The sequence below is a fragment of the Leisingera sp. ANG-S5 genome (assembly GCF_000813925.1).
Lineage (GTDB): Bacteria > Pseudomonadota > Alphaproteobacteria > Rhodobacterales > Rhodobacteraceae > Leisingera.
Genome location: NZ_JWLH01000001.1, coordinates 323,138 through 341,009 on the forward strand (window position 1 = coordinate 323,138; position 17,872 = coordinate 341,009).

The 17,872-nt window shown below is 62.3% G+C and carries 16 protein-coding genes; 4 read left to right on the plus strand and 12 right to left on the minus strand.

Annotation, left to right across the window (positions count from 1 at the left end):
* Positions 1–34: 34 nt before the first annotated feature.
* From RA25_RS01640 to RA25_RS01690, 11 genes are all read right to left on the minus strand, one after another.
* On the minus strand, positions 35–1,354 hold the full coding sequence (locus RA25_RS01640; RefSeq protein WP_039169636.1) for a glutamine synthetase family protein: 1,320 nt from the start codon (positions 1,352–1,354) through the stop codon (positions 35–37).
* Between the two features lie 195 nt (positions 1,355–1,549).
* Positions 1,550–2,356 (minus strand): ABC transporter permease, encoded by an 807-nt coding sequence (locus RA25_RS01645; protein WP_039169640.1) that lies wholly within the window; start codon positions 2,354–2,356, stop codon positions 1,550–1,552.
* A complete protein-coding gene (locus RA25_RS01650; protein ID WP_039169643.1) occupies positions 2,353–3,237 on the minus strand; it encodes an ABC transporter permease in 885 nt (294 codons plus the stop codon). The genes RA25_RS01645 and RA25_RS01650 overlap by 4 nt, the downstream gene beginning before the upstream one ends.
* Before the next feature lie 111 nt (positions 3,238–3,348).
* Positions 3,349–4,056, minus strand: a complete 708-nt coding sequence (locus RA25_RS01655) for a transporter substrate-binding domain-containing protein (protein ID WP_019295586.1) — start codon at positions 4,054–4,056, stop codon at positions 3,349–3,351.
* A 39-nt stretch (positions 4,057–4,095) separates the two neighbouring features.
* On the minus strand, positions 4,096–4,875 hold the full coding sequence (locus tag RA25_RS01660; protein WP_039148764.1) for an ABC transporter ATP-binding protein: 780 nt from the start codon (positions 4,873–4,875) through the stop codon (positions 4,096–4,098).
* Between the two features lie 135 nt (positions 4,876–5,010).
* Positions 5,011–5,784, minus strand: coding sequence for a phosphate/phosphite/phosphonate ABC transporter substrate-binding protein (locus tag RA25_RS01665; protein WP_019295584.1), 774 nt, complete (start codon positions 5,782–5,784; stop codon positions 5,011–5,013).
* Positions 5,781–6,221, minus strand: coding sequence for a tellurite resistance TerB family protein (locus RA25_RS01670; protein WP_019295583.1), 441 nt, complete (start codon positions 6,219–6,221; stop codon positions 5,781–5,783). The genes RA25_RS01665 and RA25_RS01670 overlap by 4 nt, the downstream gene beginning before the upstream one ends.
* On the minus strand, positions 6,221–6,682 hold the full coding sequence (locus RA25_RS01675; RefSeq protein WP_036761872.1) for a tellurite resistance TerB family protein: 462 nt from the start codon (positions 6,680–6,682) through the stop codon (positions 6,221–6,223). Before RA25_RS01675 ends, RA25_RS01670 begins: the two co-directional genes overlap by 1 nt.
* Positions 6,683–6,724: 42 nt before the next feature.
* Positions 6,725–7,033 carry a DUF1330 domain-containing protein gene (locus RA25_RS01680; RefSeq protein ID WP_019295581.1) on the minus strand — a complete coding sequence of 103 codons (309 nt, stop codon included), beginning with the start codon at positions 7,031–7,033 and terminating at the stop codon, positions 6,725–6,727.
* 183 nt (positions 7,034–7,216) lie between these two features.
* A complete protein-coding gene (locus RA25_RS01685; RefSeq protein ID WP_039169647.1) occupies positions 7,217–10,324 on the minus strand; it encodes a valine--tRNA ligase in 3,108 nt (1,035 codons plus the stop codon).
* A gap of 356 nt (positions 10,325–10,680) precedes the next feature.
* Entirely contained in the window at positions 10,681–11,682 is a 1,002-nt protein-coding gene (locus RA25_RS01690) for a sterol desaturase family protein (protein WP_039169650.1), read from the minus strand.
* A gap of 137 nt (positions 11,683–11,819) precedes the next feature.
* Between RA25_RS01690 and RA25_RS01695 the strand changes: the two genes are divergently transcribed.
* Positions 11,820–12,701 carry a LysR substrate-binding domain-containing protein gene (locus tag RA25_RS01695; RefSeq protein ID WP_039169652.1) on the plus strand — a complete coding sequence of 294 codons (882 nt, stop codon included), beginning with the start codon at positions 11,820–11,822 and terminating at the stop codon, positions 12,699–12,701.
* A gap of 3 nt (positions 12,702–12,704) precedes the next feature.
* On the opposite strand, the gene RA25_RS01700 is transcribed toward RA25_RS01695, so the two are convergent.
* Positions 12,705–13,142 (minus strand): Lrp/AsnC family transcriptional regulator, encoded by a 438-nt coding sequence (locus RA25_RS01700; RefSeq protein ID WP_019295577.1) that lies wholly within the window; start codon positions 13,140–13,142, stop codon positions 12,705–12,707.
* 105 nt (positions 13,143–13,247) lie between these two features.
* Between RA25_RS01700 and RA25_RS01705 the strand changes: the two genes are divergently transcribed.
* From RA25_RS01705 to RA25_RS01715, 3 genes are read left to right on the plus strand one after another with little or no spacing between them, the layout of a single operon-like run.
* Positions 13,248–14,399 (plus strand): type III PLP-dependent enzyme, encoded by a 1,152-nt coding sequence (locus RA25_RS01705; RefSeq protein ID WP_039169655.1) that lies wholly within the window; start codon positions 13,248–13,250, stop codon positions 14,397–14,399.
* 48 nt (positions 14,400–14,447) lie between these two features.
* Positions 14,448–16,745, plus strand: coding sequence for a xanthine dehydrogenase family protein molybdopterin-binding subunit (locus tag RA25_RS01710; RefSeq protein ID WP_039169657.1), 2,298 nt, complete (start codon positions 14,448–14,450; stop codon positions 16,743–16,745).
* Positions 16,723–17,796 carry a DUF2235 domain-containing protein gene (locus RA25_RS01715; RefSeq protein WP_019295574.1) on the plus strand — a complete coding sequence of 358 codons (1,074 nt, stop codon included), beginning with the start codon at positions 16,723–16,725 and terminating at the stop codon, positions 17,794–17,796. The genes RA25_RS01710 and RA25_RS01715 overlap by 23 nt, the downstream gene beginning before the upstream one ends.
* The last annotated feature ends 76 nt before the right edge of the window (positions 17,797–17,872 follow it).

Sequence of the window (17,872 nt, forward strand, 5' to 3'; positions counted from 1 at the left end):
AAGGGGCTTCCCGGGCGCCGCAGGCAAAGCGGGTTTATACCGCCTCCAGCCAAGACAGCCAATGGCTCTCCTTGGGGCGTTCCGCAAAGCCAATGAGCTCCTGCCGCTTGGTCATCACAAGATTGCGGATGGCGAGGTCCGGAAGGATGCGTGCAATCAGCGGGTCGGTGTCAAACCAGTTGATCGCGGTCTCCCAGTCGGCGGCAAGCTGCGGCAGGCCCTCAATCTCATAAATGTTGCCCTCGGAAGGCACTGGAGGCTGCATCTTGTCCTCGATCCCGGCCAATGCTGCACCCAGCACCGTAGCCAGCATTAGGTAGGGGTTGATGTCGCCGCCTGCGACCCGGTGTTCGATCCGGCGTGCCTTGGGGCTGCCGCCGGGAATACGGATGGCGGCGGTGCGGTTTTCATACGCCCAAGCGGCGCTGACCGGGGCGTGGGCGCCGGGCACCAGCCGGTCATAGGAGTTGCCGTGCGGGGCAAAGATCAGTGAGCTGGCGGGCATCGCTGCCAGACAGCCTGCCACCGCGTGCATCAGCAGATCAGACCCTTTGTCGCTGCCGTCGTCAAAGATGTTGTTGCCGTCCTGATCCTCGACCGAGAAATGCACATGCATGCCGTTGCCGGCTTCCTCGGCATAGGGTTTGGCCATGAAGGTCGCGGCAAATCCGTGTTTGCGCGCAAGCCCTTTGACCAAAGCCTTGAATAGCCACGCATCATCGGCGGCGCGCATGGCGTCCTGGTGGAGGAGGTTGATTTCGAACTGCCCGAGGCCGGCCTCGGAGATGGCGTCCTGGGCGGGAATGCCCATCGCCTCTGCGCCGTCGTAGAGATCGGAGAAGAACTCGTCAAAGGCGTCCAGTTCGGCAATCGACAGCACCGATTGCTGATCCAGCTCGCGGCCCGTCAGCGGGTCAATCGGCGGGGCCGGGCGGGCACCGCTGTCATCCAGAAGGCTGAACTCCATCTCGGTCGCGGCGACAACGGTCCAGCCGCGTGCGCTGTAGCGCGACAGCACATCTGCCAGTACATGGCGGGGGTCGCCCAGGAAAGGGGAGCCATCCTCCCAGTACATCGCCATGGGCACCAGCGCCGAGGCACTCTTGAGCCAGGGCATCGGCACCGGACCGCGGTTGGTGGGCAGCATCACGCCATCAGCGTCGCCGGTTTCAAAAACCAGCGGGCTGTCTTCGACGTCGCGGCCCCACAGGTCGACGTTGAGGGCGGAAACCGGCATCCGGGCACCGCCGCTTTCCAGCTTTCCGGCCTGGCTTGCGGGCAGCCGCTTGCCACGCATCTGGCCGTTCATATCACAGGCGGCAATGCGGATTGTCTTCAGTCCGGGCAGGTCCATTTGGGGCTCCATGAATGCGTTGCGCCAACCCTAGCCTATGGAAATCCATTCGCCAAGATAATTTGATCAAAAGTTTGATGTGATAGCCGTGCAGCTGGTAGATTGCCGGTGCAGGCGGGCGCATCTGGCCATGCAGAGAAGCTGTCTGGGCCTCCGTTAAAAGCAAAAATGGCTCCCGAGGGAGCCATTTTGTTGTTAGCGGATCAGGCTGATCCTCAGTCTGGGCTTGGCCCGCCGCTCCTGCGGCAGATGCTTGTTCAGCCGCCGGTTCACAAAGCCGAACAGGCTGATAATCACCAGCGTCAGCAGGATGAAGTAGAAGGCCAGGATCGGGTAGGGGACAAACGGGTTGAAGGTCTTGTCCGCGAAATAGCTGGCGTAATAGAGTGCATCGCCCTGCTGCCGCCAGGCCGGGAAGCCGGAGAAGAACACCAGTGTGGTGGCATGGAACAGGAAGATCGCCTCGTTGGTGTAGGCAGGCCAGGCCAGCCGCAGCATGGTCGGGAATGTGATGCGGCGGAAGCGGTTCCAGCCGGTCATGCCATAGGCATCGGCGGCCTCGATGTCGCCCTTTGGTATCGACAGCAGTGCGCCATAGAAGATCTCGCCCGAGTAGGCTGCGGTATTGCAGAACAGTACAACCAGCGCCCCGAGCCAGGCCGATGTGAACGGATCAAAGAAGCTGGACACGCCCTTGAGGCTGAGAAAGCAGGCGTAGGCAAAGAAGAACTGGATGAACAGCGGGCTGCCGCGGAACACGAAGATGAACCACTCTGCGGGCTTGCGCCACAGCGGGTTGGGGCTGGATTTGCCCACTGCCAGCGCGACCGCCAGGAAGAAACCGGTCATCAGTGCAAGCGTGCCGAAGTAGACGTTCCAGATCAGGCCGGAGCCGATCAGGGTGAAATGTTCGCATAGGGTATATTCACCGCGCGGCAGCAGCCGTTCGCCAAAGCCCAGGGAACGGAAGGCATAGGCCTGGATGGTTTCAACGCAACTCATGCCGCTGCCTTTCTTTGTGCTTCACCTGCTGCGGTGGCCTGGCCCTTGGTCAGGCGGATCATGATGCGGTCCAGAACCACTTCGGAGACTTTGGTGAAGCAGAGGTAGAACACCAGCAGCGCGAAGAAGTATTCAACATGCCAGTTCGGGTGCGGGTAGTCGGTGAAGCGCGCGGTCTTGGTGCCGCCGAGTTCCTTGGCCCAATAGACGATGTCTTCAACGCCCAGCAGGAACAGCAGCGGCGTGGACTTGATCAGCACCATCCACAGGTTCGACAGGCCGGGCAGTGCATAGACCCACATCTGCGGCACCAGGATGCGCCAGAATGCCTGGCGGTGCGTCATGCCATAGGCCTCAGCCGTTTCAATCTGGGCGCGCGGCACGGCGCGCATCGCCCCGTAAAGGACGTTGGCCGCAAAGGCGCCAAAGACGATGGAGAAGGTCAGGACGGCCAGGAAAAAGCCATAGGTTTCATGCACCCACTGCGGCGAGGTCGAGAGCGGCAGCTTGGCCGCGTCGCAGACCACAAAGTCGATGCCCTGGCGGATCGGCTGGTCCCAGTCCGGGCATTTCACCTTGTGGCGCATCCACTCAAACGCCTGGTCAAGCGCGATGACGAAGAACAGGAAGAAGGCAATGTCCGGCACGCCGCGTACAATGCTGGTGTAGCCTTTGCCGAACCAGCGCAGAGGCAGGAATTTCGAGCGGGCGGCACTGGCAGCGCCGAAACCGAACAGCAGGGCTGTCGGGGCGGTGATCGCCAGCAGTGTCAGCACCACAAAGACCGAGATGTAGAGGTTCACATGCTTGCCGGTGGTCAGATAGCAGCTGAGCCAGCTCAGCCCCTCAAGCGTGGATGGGTCCGTGCAATAGGAAAACATATGTACCCTGTCTTTCTGTGCTCACGCCCGGCACGCTTGGTGCCGGAAGCGAATGAATGAGGCCCGCGTGCCGCGGCTCGCGGGCCTGCAAGATCCTGAAACAGGATCAGATTACCACTGTGAGGACACTTCCCACTTGGCGATCAGTTCGTTCAGCGAGCCGTCGTCTTTCATCGACTGGATTGCCGCGTCGAACTTGCCGCGCAGGTCTGCATCCGACTCGCGGAAGCCCATGCCAACGCCGCCGCCCAGGGATTCGGATTTCTCCAGCATCACCAGGTCGTCGCCGACCACAGTGTCCAGGAAGCTCTTGTCGGCCAGAACCGCGTCAGCTTCGCCGTTGCGCACGGCTGCGACGGTTTCTTCCGGGGTTGCGAATTCGACCAGGGTCCAGCCCTGCTCGGCGATGAAGGCCGCCTGGATGGTGGTGGCCTGGGCCGCGATCACGCCGCCTGCCAGATCGACGTCAGCCGACTGCGCCACATATGCGGACGGATCCGGCGGCGTGTAGGGCTGGGTGAAGTCGATGACTTCGTCGCGCTCGTCGGTGATCGACATGCCGGCGATGATGGTGTCGTAGTTGCCGGAAACCAGGTTCGGAATGATCGAATCCCAGTCGTTCTTGACCCACTCGCAGGTCAGTTCGGCGCGCTTGCACAGCTCATCGCCCAGTTCGCGCTCGAAGCCGTCGATCTCACCGGCGTCGTTGACGAAGTTCCACGGCGCATAGGCGCCCTCGGTGCCCAGGCGCACGGTGTCCGCCAGGCCCATGCCCGCGGTCAGCGCCAGGGCGGCGGTGCCAAGGATCAAAGATTTCATCAAGTTACTCCCATTTTTGGTTGGTTATTGATTTCGTTATTATTGCTCATGGCGGGTCGATGACAAGAACGCCCGCAACCGTTCGGAGCGGGTGCCGCCAAAGACTTCGTCCGGTGAACCTTCTTCCTCAATAAGGCCCTGGTGCAGGAACACCACATGGCTGGACACATCGGCCGCCATTTTCATGTCGTGGGTCACAATCAGCATGGTGCGGCCTTCGGCGGCCAGATCCTTGATCACCTTGACCACTTCCTGCTCCAGCTCCGGATCCAGAGCAGAGGTCGGCTCGTCGAACAGGAGCGCCTCCGGTTCCATGCACAGGCCGCGGGCAATCGCCGCCCGCTGCTGCTGACCGCCGGACAGCTGCGCCGGGTAGACGTCGCATTTGTCGCCGATGCCGACTTTTGCCAGGTAGTGACGGGCCTTTTCCTCGACTTCAGCTTTGTCGCGGCCCAGAACGGTGACAGGCGCCTCCATCACATTCTGAAGGATGGTCATATGGGCCCACAGGTTGAACTGCTGGAACACCATCGACAGGTTGGTGCGGATGCGCAGCACCTGCTTGGCATCAGCCGGGCGGCGCGCCAGCCCCTGGCCGGTCCAGGTGATCGGTTCGCCCTTGAACAGGATTTCACCCTGCTGGCTGTCCTCCAGCAGGTTGCAGCAGCGCAGCAAAGTGGATTTGCCAGACCCCGAAGACCCGATCAGCGACACCACGTCGCCTTTCTTGGCGGTGATGTCGACGCCTTTGATCACTTCCAGCTCGCCATAGGATTTATGCAGGCCGCGGATTTGCAGAACGGGCGTTGTATCGGTCAAGGTGTCGTTGTCCCTGTGAGTGGAAATTCGTTCTTATTGGACCGAAAAAAAGACCGAATGCAACGTTCAAACCGCACAAGCTGCTGTCTGAGTTGTCAAAACGGCGGGTTTGGCGGCCCATTTCGGAGGCGGCGGCTACGTCAGCTCCGCTGCACGGATGCGCTGTTCGGTCAGCACCGGGCCGGGCGGGGTCGGCACCGCGAGATAGTCGCTGGGGGTGAACCGCACCAGCCCCTTCAGATGCAAGCATGCCTTGGTGTCTGCATCCAATTCGCTGATGGCCGTTTCAATGGCGGTGAACAGCTCATCCGCATCCCGGCCCAGGGCTGTGATATAGGGCAGGGTGGGCGTCGGCACTGTGCGCTCAATCTCGGCCAGGCCGGCGGCAAAGGTGTCGTGTTCCCGGATCAACTCCCAGGTCAGCGCATCTAGGGAGGCAAAATCGGCGCGGCCTTCCGCGACCGCTTCGGCAGACAGCCGGTGGCCGCCGGTTTCCACCAGCGCGCCGGGCAGGATACTGCGGTCGTGCAGGTGCACCATCGCCGCGGCCCAGCCCGATTGCGACAGGGATTCGTTATAGGCAAAGCGGCGTCCAGCTAAGGCGGACAGCGGCTGGCCTGCGTCTTCTTTGCGGGCAATAAACACGCTGTTGTAATAGCCGGGTTCGCAGCCGGGAAGGCCGTAGTCGGGAGTGCCCACCAGCTCCACCTCTCCGTAAAGCCGGGTGCGGTAGGGGCAACCGCAGGTTTGCGAGAGCAGCAGATCCGGGGATTTCCAAACCTGCCAGAAATCCGCACCGCGGGTCAGCGTTTCTGGCCCGCCGCTGAGGTGTTTGCGTATCTCCGTCCAGAACCTGTCGTTTGCCGCTGCGGTTTCCGGGCGGTCGTACATGCCTAGATGTGCAATCATTTCGCAGCCTCTGCCCGTTTGCGCGCCATGGCGCTGTCCACATCGGAAACCCCCAAGAGGCTGGAGGACAGCCGCAGAAGCGCGTCCTCATTGGCGTCCCGGTGCCCGTCGGCCAGCGCAACTTGCCACAGCGCCTCGACCACGCCGGTGCGGTCTTCATAGGCCACCGCGTCCTTGATGGCGCGGGTGAAGCGGACGGTATCAGGTGCCTCAGCCTCCATGGCCTCCGCCTGTTCGCGCAGGATCAGCGTGCCGCCGGTGTCCAGCCCGTAGCGGGCAGTCAGGATCCGGTCGATGCGGTCCTTCTCCACTTCGGAATAATTGTGGTCGGAGCGGGCTATTCGCACCAGCAGCGCCGTCAGCGCCAGTTTTGCGCCTTCGTCATCCAGCTGCGCAGGGGCGGGCTCCAGCAGCCGGTTCAGCAGTTCCTTGAACATCAGCTCTCCCCCGCTGTGCCGCTGAATTTCTCAACCGCTCGGGCGCGGGCCTTTTCACTGTCGGCATAGGACAGGCCCATAGCCTTGCGCGCGTCCTCAATAATGGTGATTTCGCCCTCGTGCTCGTTGCCGTCTGCCAGCACCACCTCCCACAGGGCATCCAGCGCCGCCAGGCGTTCCTCCAGCCCGGTGGTCTCGCGGATCAGCCGGCCGAAAGTGTCTGTTTCGGGCGCTGCTGCGTGCAGTTTTTCGCAAGTGGCGCGCACCTTGGCGGCCTCAATCGCGTTGTGCTGGTAAAGCCGCGCCAGGATCCGGTCGATCAGGCTGATCTCCTCCAGCTTGTAGTCACGGTCTGATTGCGCCACCCGCACCAAAAGCGCCCCCAGCGCCAGTTCGGCATCCGGGTCGGGAAGGGCGGGCGGCTCAGACGGGCGGAACGCTTGAAAGAATTTCTTGAGCAAGGGCATCGGCAGACCTCTGGCAGAGCAGCAGGGCAGACGGCTTCAGCCGCCGTACCCTTCGATGATGTGCATATCACCCGTCGAGACCAGATCGCGAAAGGCCTTGGCGTTCTGATAAGCCACGGAATCATAGCAGGCTTTAGCGGTTTCGAAATCCTTGAATTCAAGGACAACGGTGCGGGCCTTGAACGCGCCTTCACGCACTTCCCGCTCGCCGCCGCGGATCAGGAACTTGGCTTCGTACTCCTCCAGCACCGGCCGCGCTGCCTTGATATAGGCTTGATAGCGCTCCATGTCGTTCACATCCACATGGGCCACCCAGTATCCCTTAGGGGTGGTTTCATTGGGCATGGCTGCAGCCTCCCTTGTTCTTATGGTTGACGGCAGGCTGATACAAAACCGCCGCAAAGACAATGGGGCGGTTACCAGGAATTTCCCCGTACTGATGAAAATCAGAATGGTTTCAACACGCTGCAGCGAACAGCAAAACGCCCGCCGAAGGGGCGGGCGTTTCGAAGGTGTTTTTCAGCGGGATCAGCCGATCTCGGCAAGACGTGCCAGCGCTTCCTTGACCTTGGCTTCCTCTTCCTCGCGTGCCGCCAGGTTCTCGCGGGCTTCCGCCACAACCTCTTCCGGCGCGGAGGCCGCGAATTTCGGGTTGTTCAACCGTCCGCGCAGACCGCCCAGTTCCTTGGCCAGCTTGCCCAGTGTCTTCTCCAGACGCGCCTTTTCCGCATCCACGTCGATCACGTCCGCCAGTGGCAGACCGAAGGACGCACCGGGCGCAGCCACGCTGGCGCAGCCTTTGGGGAAGCTCTCCACCTGCTCCAGCGAGGTGATGCGGGCCAGTTTCTGGATCATCGCCTCGTTCTTTTCCCAGGCCGTGCGGGCCTGATCGGAGAACTCGGTGACGACCATCGGGATTTTGGCTCCCGCAGGCACATGCATCTGCGCGCGGGTGGAGCGGATATTTTCGATGGCGGTGATCACCCAGTTCATCTCGGCGTCGGCCTCGGCGTTGACCAGCTCGGTGCCGTAAGTGGGCCACTCGGCATGCACCAGCATCTTCTCACGCTTAGCTGTATTGCCCCAAAGTTCCTCGGTGATGAAGGGCATGATCGGATGCAGCAGGATCATGCATTGATCCAGCACCCAGCCCAGCGTCTGGCGGGTCTCGGCGATCACCGCCTCATCCTCGGAGCCGAACAGCGGTTTCGACAGCTCGATGTACCAGTCGCAGACCTTGCCCCAGACAAAGGCGTAAAGCGCATTGGCCGCGTCGTTGAACCGGTAGGCTTCCAGTGCCGCGTCCACTTCCACCCGCACCTTTGCGGTTTCACCGATGATCCACTGGTTCACGGCAGCCTTGGCATCCGGGCAGGCAAAGGCCGGGACGGTTTCGTCATAGACGTTGTTGAAATGGGCAAAGTTCACCGCATTCCACAGCTTGGTGCCAAAGTTCCGGTAACCCTTGAGGCGTTCCATATCCAGCTTCAGCACACCGCCCAGCGCCGCCATCGCGGCGGAGGAAAAGCGCAGCGCGTCGGCGCCGAATTCCTCGATGATCTCCAGCGGATCAACCACGTTGCCGGTGGATTTCGACATCTTCTTGCCTTTGGCGTCGCGCACCAGGCCATGCAGGTAGACGGTGTCGAAGGGGATGCGCTCCTTGACCGGCAGGTTTTCGTCCAGCACTGCCAGTTGCATCATCATCATCCGGGCAACCCAGAAGAACAGAATGTCCTGACCGGTGACCAGGGTCGAGGTCGGGAAGTATTTCTGCATCTCGGCAGTGTCTTCCGGCCAGCCCAGCGTGCCGATCGGCCAGAGGCCGGAGGAGAACCAGGTGTCCAGAACGTCGGGGTCGCGCCAAAGGCCAATCTTGCCAAGCAAATTTTGGGCTTGGTCAATTTTGCGATGGGCGGTTTCGTTCTCGACTTCAACAATGCCGTTTGGTGCTAGATCCCCGTAGTACGTAGCGGCTTGGGCGACAATCTCATCAAGATCTGCAGCACAGAATGCTTTGAGGTTGGAGTAGTCAAGCCCAGCGCCTCCGCTGGTTTTGTAGGCGGTGCCATTTAAGTCTATTGTTTTTGGATCGACGGCAACAACGCTCGGCCCATACCAAACCGGGATCTGATGCCCCCACCACAGCTGGCGCGAGATGCACCAGGGCTCGATGTTCTCCAGCCAGTGGTAATAGGTCTTCTCGCCGCTTTCCGGCAGGATCTTCACATCGCCGTTGCGCACGGCATCCAGCGCCGGGCCGACAACTTTTTCGGCGTCCACAAACCACTGGTCGGTCAGCATCGGCTCGATCACAACCTTGGAGCGGTCGCCAAAGGGCTGCATGATCGGCTTGTTCTCGACGTAGGGCTCCTGTACCTGGACCTCCTCGCCGGTCTCAGGATCGGTCTTGATGACGGTGTGCATCACCGCCAGGCCTTCGCTGGTGATCTGCTCAACCACCAGTTTGCGCGCCTCAAACCGGTCCAGCCCGCGCAGGTCATCCGGCACCAGGTTGACGGCATCAGCCTCGTTCTCAGTCAGGGTCTGCTCGCCCTTGGCCACGGCCATGGCAATGCCTGCGGCCTCTGCATAAGGCGCGCCGTCGGCCCGCATCTGGCCGCGCATGTCCATCAGGCGGTACATCGGGATGCCGCCGCGCTTGGCAACCTGGTAGTCGTTGAAATCATGGGCGCCGGTGATCTTCACCGCGCCGGAACCGAAGTCCTTGTCCGGGTACTCATCGGTGATGATCGGGATCAGGCGGCGGTGCTCCTTGGGGCCGACCGGGATTTCACACAGCTTGCCCACGATGGGGGCGTACCGCTCATCCGAGGGGTGCACAGCCACCGCGCCGTCGCCCAGCATGGTCTCGGGCCGTGTGGTGGCGATGGAGATATAGTCGCGCTCCTCCTCGAGGATGACGTTGCCGTCCTCGTCCTTCTCCACGTAAGTGTAGGTGGCGCCGCCCGCCAGCGGGTATTTGAAGTGCCACATGTGGCCTGCGACCTCGATGTTCTCGACCTCAAGGTCGGAAATCGCGGTCTCGAAATGCGGGTCCCAGTTGACCAGCCGCTTGCCGCGGTAGATCAGCCCCTTGTTGTACATCTCCACAAACACCTTGATCACGGCGTCGTGGAAGTTGGGGGAGTTCTCGTGACCGGTGCGGGTGTCGCCCTGCGCGCCTGCCATGGTGAAGGCGGTGCGGGAGAAATCGCAGGAGGCGCCGAGGCGTTTCAACTGCTCAACAATGGTGCCGCCGGATTTCTCTTTCCACTCCCAGACCTTCTCCAGGAATTTCTCACGGCCCAGCTCGCGGCGGGATGGCTGCTGGGTGTTGGCCAGCTCACGCTCCACCACCATCTGAGTAGCGATCCCTGCATGGTCGGTGCCGGGTTGCCACAGGGTGTCAAAGCCCTGCATCCGCTTCCAGCGGATCAGGATGTCCTGCAATGTGTTGTTGAAGGCATGGCCCATATGCAGCACGCCGGTGACGTTGGGCGGCGGGATCATGATGCAGTAGGTGGAGGCCTCCGGCTTGGCGTTGGCGCCAGCCTTGAAACAGCCGGCCTCTTCCCAGGCCTTGTAAAGGCGGCTCTCGGCTTCGGCCGCGTTGAACGTCTTTTCCATCGCCATGCGTCTTGATCCCTCATGCAGTTGGGCGATCAATTACCCAATGGCGGCAGGAAGGGGAAGGCGGATATGGGGAAATCTTTACCTCAGGCGGGCCGCGCGGCGCCGGCGGCAGCGCTGTGGGTACTTCAGACCAGAAAGAAGCAGGTCCGAAGCGCCCCCTGAATCCGGCCGTCCATTCGCCAGGGAATACGCAATGCCAGGAACAGGGGGCAGCTTCTTCCTGGTGCGGTCATCGGCTCCCCAGCCTGTACCGCACAAGGAGAGTGAAGCGATTCTGGTTAACAAAACCTTGCGGCTTCTTTCTGGTTGAAAATACCCGATGCATCGAGCTTGTGGCAGGCATGGCGCCGCGGGGATCAGCCCGTGTTCCAAATTTTGCGGCGGCGTTCCTTGACCATTTCGTTGCCCTCGTCGGTGCCGTCATGGAAGGTGTTGAACCACTCATCCCAAGGCGTTTCCCAGGTGCCGTAGTTGCAGTCGAAAAAACGGTGGTGCAGCTGGTGGAAGAAATCGCCGACCAGGAACTTGGCCTTGTTGCCGAATTTCAGATGCTCGAACCCTGCGTGCGAGGTCGGGGCGCCGATGCCGTGATGGAACAAGAGGAAGATTGCCAGCACCGGATGCCCCGGCAGCAGGAAGAAGATCATCGTGTCGAACATCAGAAAGAAGCTTTCCACCGGGTGCATGGCCAGGCCGGACCAGGGGCCGGTGTTGATGTTGCGGTGATGCCAGGCGTGCACCTTGGTATAGAGCACGCCAACATGCAGCAGCCGGTGCAGCCAGTAGAAGTGGAAGCCCGCCCAGATCGGGATGAAGATGGTCATCAGGAGGAAGGTGACCGGATTGCCGTCCAGCGTGATCATGGTGACCCAGCCGTTGGCATAGGCGTAAAGGATGAGGCTTTCCCAGAAGGTCCAGAAGGTGAGCGCCGGACCAAGAGTCCAGAACATGTTGTCCCAGACCTGGTTCTTGAAGGTGAAGACCTTGGCGCCCTTCATCATCGGGCGCATGTCGTAGCGGTATTCGTCCGCCTGCGTCCGGTACTTCCAAAGCGCCAGATGCAGCCCGCCGGCCACCACCACCAGGATGCAGAAGTTGCGGAACCAGATCTCGAACACCCAGTCCCAGCTGAATGTGGCGACGCGGTCCAGGGAGGGAGTGAAGAAGGTCCAGGTGATAATGGCAAAACCCAGCAGCAGCGCCCGAAGCGTCAAAGGGTTCCAGCTTTGCAGCAGGTATTTGATCGAGGCCAGTGGCTTCATCGGCCAGTTCCAATAGGGGGAGGTCTGGATCGGCAACTGGGGGGTGAAGTTCCAAATCTTGCGCTTGGGGCGCGGCGAGTTGGCGGGACCTGTCATGTCACGTCTCTCATCTGGCTGGTAAGGTTGCCGCTGTTGCAGCGGGGTGTTCGCTGTCATGAACCCTAGGCGAGGGGCACGGAATTCCAGCACGGTATGTCTTGCCGGTTAGGCTAAGTTTTGCTTAGCCTCCTTTCATGGCGACCCGGATCCCCTCCCTGAACTGGCTGCGCGTGTTTGAAGCCGCGGCGCGCACCGAAAGCTTTGCCCGCGCGGCCGGGCAGTTGAACATGTCGGCCGCTGCCGTCAGCCAGCAAGTGAAGGCACTGGAAACCCAGCTGGGCACGCCGCTGTTTCAGCGCCACGCCCATGCGGTGACGCTGACAGAGGCCGGGCGGGCTTATCTGCCCTCTGTGCAGCAGTCGCTTCTGATGCTGGAAACCGCAACCACCGGCCTGTTCGGCGAAAGCCGCGAGCAGCGGCTGTTTGTGCAATCTGTGCTGCTGTTTGCCCATGGGGTGCTGGCGCGCGGGCTGCCGCAGTTCCAAGCCGCGCATCCGCAGGTCAGCCTGGCGCTCAGCACCGGCAATATGGCGGCGGACTTCGCCAACCAGTTTACAGATTTGCAGATCGTCTTTGGCAACCCTTCGCTGTTCGGCACCGAAGGGGATGAGTTGTTGCGGGAGGTGCTCTATCCGGTGGCCCGGCCAGAGATCGCCGCGCAAATCCAGTCTCCGCAGGACCTCTTCCGCTTTCCCCTGATCGAAGTCTCGACCCACCGGGCCAGCTGGGTGCAGCTGTTTGAGAACCTGCGCCTGTCCCATGGGCAAGCGCGCTATTTCTTTGCCGACAACTCGCTGATGGCGGCGGAACTGTCGGCGCAGGGCATGGGGATTGCATTGGCTCGGGCACCTGCGTCGGATGCGGTGGTCAGGGCCAGCGGACTGGTGCGTTGCCTTCCGGACGTCGACGTGCCGGGGCAGGAGGCCTACCACTTGATCTATCCCGACCGCGGCGCCATGCGTCCCGCGGCAAAACTGTTCCGCGACTGGCTTCTGGATTACGTGAGGAGCGCCTGACCTCTATTGCCCTTTCCGGTCCAGTTTGGTGGCCAGGTGGATCAGGCTTTCGGAGGACCGCACGCCCCGCGCCTCTGCGATGTGGTCTATGGTTTCGTCCAGCTCAGCCGTGCTTTGCGCCACCACCTGCGCCAGCAAGTCGAACCGGCCTGAGGTCGTGTGCACCACCTCCACCCCCGGCAGGCTGCGCAGGCGGGCCAGCACCTCTGGCCCTGACCGCGGTTCAATCGACATCAGCACCGTGGCCTGCAGTGGCGGGCGGGCGGCAGCAGAAGTTTTCAGCGTGTATCCGGATATAACGCCGGTGCTTTCCAGCCGCTCGATCCGGGCCTGCACCGTGGTGCGGGCGAGACCCAGATGGCGGGCAAGCTCAGCCACCGGGCGGCGGGCGTTCTCCCGCAATAGGGTGACAAGGCGCTGATCGGTGTCGTCGGTTTGCATGGATTGCCTGCGATATGACGGATGTTTTCGTCACTATAGGCAAAGTGCCAACCGGAATCGACGATCAATTCACGCAAAATATGCAAAACGAATGAGGATTACCCGATGCAGCAGATTCCCCCGCTATGGCTTTCGCCTGAGTCCCACCTGGCCCGCAGCACGCCGGATCACCCGATCCTGTATTTCTCGCCGCGGGTCCTGCATGAGGTGGCGCGGCGGTTCCGGGAGGGGTTTCCGGGCCTGGTGACTTATGCGGTCAAGGCAAACCCGCACCCGGCGGTTCTGTCCAATCTGGTGGCTGCTGGGATCACGGCGTTTGACGTGGCCTCGCCCGCGGAAATGGAGGCGGTGCGCGCCGCCAGCCCCGACGCAGTCATGCATTACAACAACCCGATGCGTTCTGAGGCGGAGGTTGCAGCAGGCATCGAGCACGGCGTCGCGAGCTGGTCGGTGGATGAGCTGAGCGAGCTTGAGAAGCTGGACGCGGTGCCGCGCTCCTGCGAAATCGCTGTGCGTTTCGCGCTGCCGGTTGCAGGCGCGGCTTATGATTTCGGCAGCAAGTTCGGTGCTGCCCCCGAAGAGGCCGTCGAACTGCTGAAGCAGGTGGCCGCCCGCGGCTGGACTCCTGCGCTGTGTTTCCACCCCGGCACCCAATGCGAGGATGAAAGCGCCTGGGTCGAATATGTCCATGCCGCCAAGCGGATCATTGACGAAGCAGGCGTGCACATCACCCGCCTGAACGTTGGCGGCGGCTTTGCCGCCAACCGCGATGGCGTGGCACCGGATCTGGAGAAGGTCTTTGCCGCGATCGGAGAGGCTGCGGATGCAGCCTTTGGCGCAGACAAGCCCAAGCTGATTTGCGAACCGGGCCGGGCGATGGTCTCGGAAAGCTTTACCCTGGCGGCGCGGATCAAGGGGATGCGCAAGGCAGGCGAGGTGGTCTTTCTCAACGATGGCATCTACGGCGGGCTGGTTGATATCCGCGACATGGGTCTGCCGGGCCGGGTAGAGGTCGTCGGTATTGACGGTAAGCATCGCGGGGGCGAGCGCAAGCCGCGGGTGGTGTTCGGCCCCACCTGCGATAGTCTGGACAGGCTGCCGGACGGGCTGCCGCTGCCCTGTGATGCCGCCACCGGCGACTATGTCCTGTTTCCGGGGCTAGGCGCCTATTCCTCTGCCATGAGCACGCAGTTCAACGGCTATGGCCTCAGTGACGTGGCGACGGTGATTGAGCTGGCTGGACAACCGGCCAGCTAAGGGTACTCTCGCCCCCGGACAGCCAGTCAGCGCGGACAGGGGGCGAGCATGGACAAATTCGGGAAAAGCCAGCCGGTAAAACGGGTCGAGGATGTAAGGTTCCTGACCGGGCAGGGCAACTACGTCGAAGATGCCGCCCCGGCAGATGCCTTGCGCGCCTGGGTGCTGCGCAGCCCGGTGGCGCATGGGGTGATCACGGCGCTGCACACGGAAGATGCGCTGGAGGCCGAAGGCGTCCATGCGGTGATCACCCTGGCGGACCTTGAGGCTGCTGGCATCAACGTCTCAATGGATGGCACCACGGTGAAAAACCGGGATGGCACGGACGGCGCCTCGCCGGAACGCCCGATGCTGGCCCGCAACAAGGTCCGCTATGTCGGGGAGCCGGTGGCCGTTGTCGTGGCTGAAACGCTGGACCAGGCCCGTGATGCGGGTGAACTGATCGAACTGGAGATCGACGACCTGCCGGTCAAGCTGGACCTTCACCCAGGCGGCGAGGCCCTGCATGGCAGCGTACCCGATAACAAGGCCTTCGACTGGGGCATGGGGGATGAGGCGGCAACGGCAGAGGCCTTCCGCACTGCCGCCCATACCGTCGCTCTGCAGGTTGAGGACAACCGGATCATGGTCAGCACCATGGAGCCGCGCGGCTGTTTTGCCGAATGGCAGCAGGGGCGGCTGCATTTCACCTTTGGCGGTCAGGGGGTTTGGGGCATGAAGTCCCAGCTGGCTTCCAAGCTGGGACTCAATGAAGACGACATCAAGGTCACCACACCGGATGTCGGCGGCGGCTTCGGCATGAAGGCCTTTGCCTACCCTGAGTATTTTGCCGTTGCCCATGCCGCCACGGTCCTGAGCCGTCCGGTGTTCTGGATGTCAGACCGGTCCGAGGCGATGCTGAGCGACAATGGCGGACGGGATCTGACGTCGCTGGCTGAACTGGCTTTTGACGAGAACCTGAAGATCACCGCCTACAGGGTGTCGACCCGCTGCAATCTTGGCGCTTACAACGCCCATTTCGGGCAGCCGATCCAAACGCAGCTGTTCAGCCGGGTGCTGGCCGGCGTCTATGACATCCAGACCGCCTGGCTGCAGGTAGAGGGGATCTATACGAACACCACCCAGGTGGACGCCTACCGCGGCGCCGGGCGGCCTGAGGCGATCTATGTGCTGGAACGGGTGATGGACCGCGCCGCGCGCGAGCTGGGGGTTGATCCGCTGGAGCTGAGGCGGCGGAACTTCATCAAGCCTCCGGCCTTTCCCTATGGCACCGTGACCGGGGAAACATATGACGTGGGCGACTTCGATAAGATTCTGAACCGCGCCGCCGAAGAGGCGGATCTGAAGGGATTCGCGGCCCGCCGCGCGGAAAATGGTAAACGCGGCAAGTACCGGGGCGTTGGGGTCTGTTACTATATCGAAAGCATTTTGGGCGACCCTTCAGAAGGCGCAGAAGTGGAGTTTCTGGAGGATGGCCGGGTGAACATCTATGTCGGCACGCAAAGCAACGGCCAGGGGCATGAGACCGTCTATGCCCAGTTCCTTGCCGACCAGAGCGGAATTCCGGCGGAAATGATCCAGGTGATCCAAGGCGACAGTGACCGCATCGCCCAGGGCGGCGGCACCGGCGGGTCGCGTTCCGTCACCACCCAGGCCAACGCGACACTGGCAGCCGTGGAGACGATGATTGCCGCCTTTATCTCCTTCCTAGCAGAAGAAATGGGCGTGGAAGCGGAAGTGGTGGAGTTCGATGGCGATACCTTCCGGGCGCCCGGCTCCAATTTGACCCCCACCATGCTGGAAGCGGCAGAGATGGCCCGCGCGCAAGGCCGCACCGATCTGCAGCGTCACGCGGCGCGGGCCCGGCTGCCGGGACGCTCGTTTCCGAACGGCGCACATATTGCCGAAATTGTTATCGATCCGGAGACTGGGCAAGCCGACGTGGAGCGCTACACTGTAGTTGACGATTTCGGTAATCTGATCAACCCGATGCTGGCCGAAGGCCAAGTGCATGGCGGGGTGGCGCAGGGGCTGGGACAGGCCATGCTGGAGCGGGTTGTCTACGATGAGGACGGGCAGCTGCTCACGGCTTCGTTCATGGACTATGCCTTGCCGCGGGCCAGCGGCGTCCCCATGATTGGATTCACCTCCGAGCCGGTGCCTTCGACACAGAACCCGATGGGGATGAAGGGCTGCGGCGAGGCGGGCACCGTCGGTGCGCTGGCAGCGGTTGCAAACGCGGTGCAGGACGCGGTCTGGGACCGCGGCGTGCGGCAAGTGGACATGCCGTTCACCCCGCTGAGGATTTGGGAAGTGCTTAGAGATGTTTCTGAGGCAGCTGAGTAGAAGGGTTTTAGGGTGGCTTGGACGGCCGCTGCGCTCGGAGCATTCCGGCGAAACCAAGCTGCGCGGCCCCCAGGCCCATGTGATTATTCTCGACGGCACCATGTCGACGCTGGAACGGGGCCATGAAACCCATCCAGGCCAGCTTTACCGCCTGTGCCGGGAAATGGGCGGCCAGGTGTCGGTCTTTTACGAATCCGGTGTGCAGTGGAAAGGCTGGGGCAGCGCTCCGGACGTGATGATGGGGCGCGGCATCAACCGGCAGATCCGCCGCGCCTACGGCTACCTCGCCTCCCGCTACCGTCCTGGCGACAAGATCTACTTGTTCGGCTACTCCCGCGGTGCCTATGCGGTGCGTTCGCTGGCGGGCGTGATTGACCGGATCGGACTGCTGAAGCCCGAACATGCCACCGTCCGCCATATCCGCACCGCGTACCGGCACTACCGGCTGAACGGTCGCTCCAAGACCGGCGCTGCCTTCACCGCCGCCCATTGCCACGATGAGGTCGAGATTGAGATGGTCGGCGTCTGGGATACCGTCAAGGCGCTGGGCCTGCGCCTGCCGCTGCTGTGGCGCTGGGCGGAACGGCAGCATAACTTCCACAATCACACCCTGGGTCCGCATATCAAAACTGGCTATCACGCGCTGGCGCTGGACGAGACACGCGATGTCTTCAAACCCGTGCTGTGGGACTGCCCCAAGGGCTGGAGCGGGCATGTCGAACAGGTCTGGTTCCGCGGCGCGCATGGCGACGTGGGCGGCCAGCTTGGCGGGTTCGAGGACGCGCGGCCGCTGGCCAATGTTTCCTTGATCTGGATGCTGGAGAAGGCTGAGGAACGCGGCCTGCCGCTGCCGAGCGACTGGCGCATGCGCTTTCCGGTTGATCCCAAGGCGCCTTCGGTTGGCACCTGGCAGGGCTGGGCCAAGATCTTCCTCTTGCGCAGCCGCCGCCGGGTCGGGCTGGATGCCAGCGAACGATTGCACAGCAGCGTGGACGCGGGCAGGCAGGACGCCGCTGCCGGCGGCTGGATGGCGATGTTTTCCAAGACATAAAGCTGAAACGGCGCAAAGGCATTCCCGAGGCGTGAGCCGCGGGGGCCAGCCGGCCATGCCTGAATTCGGGCGCCGC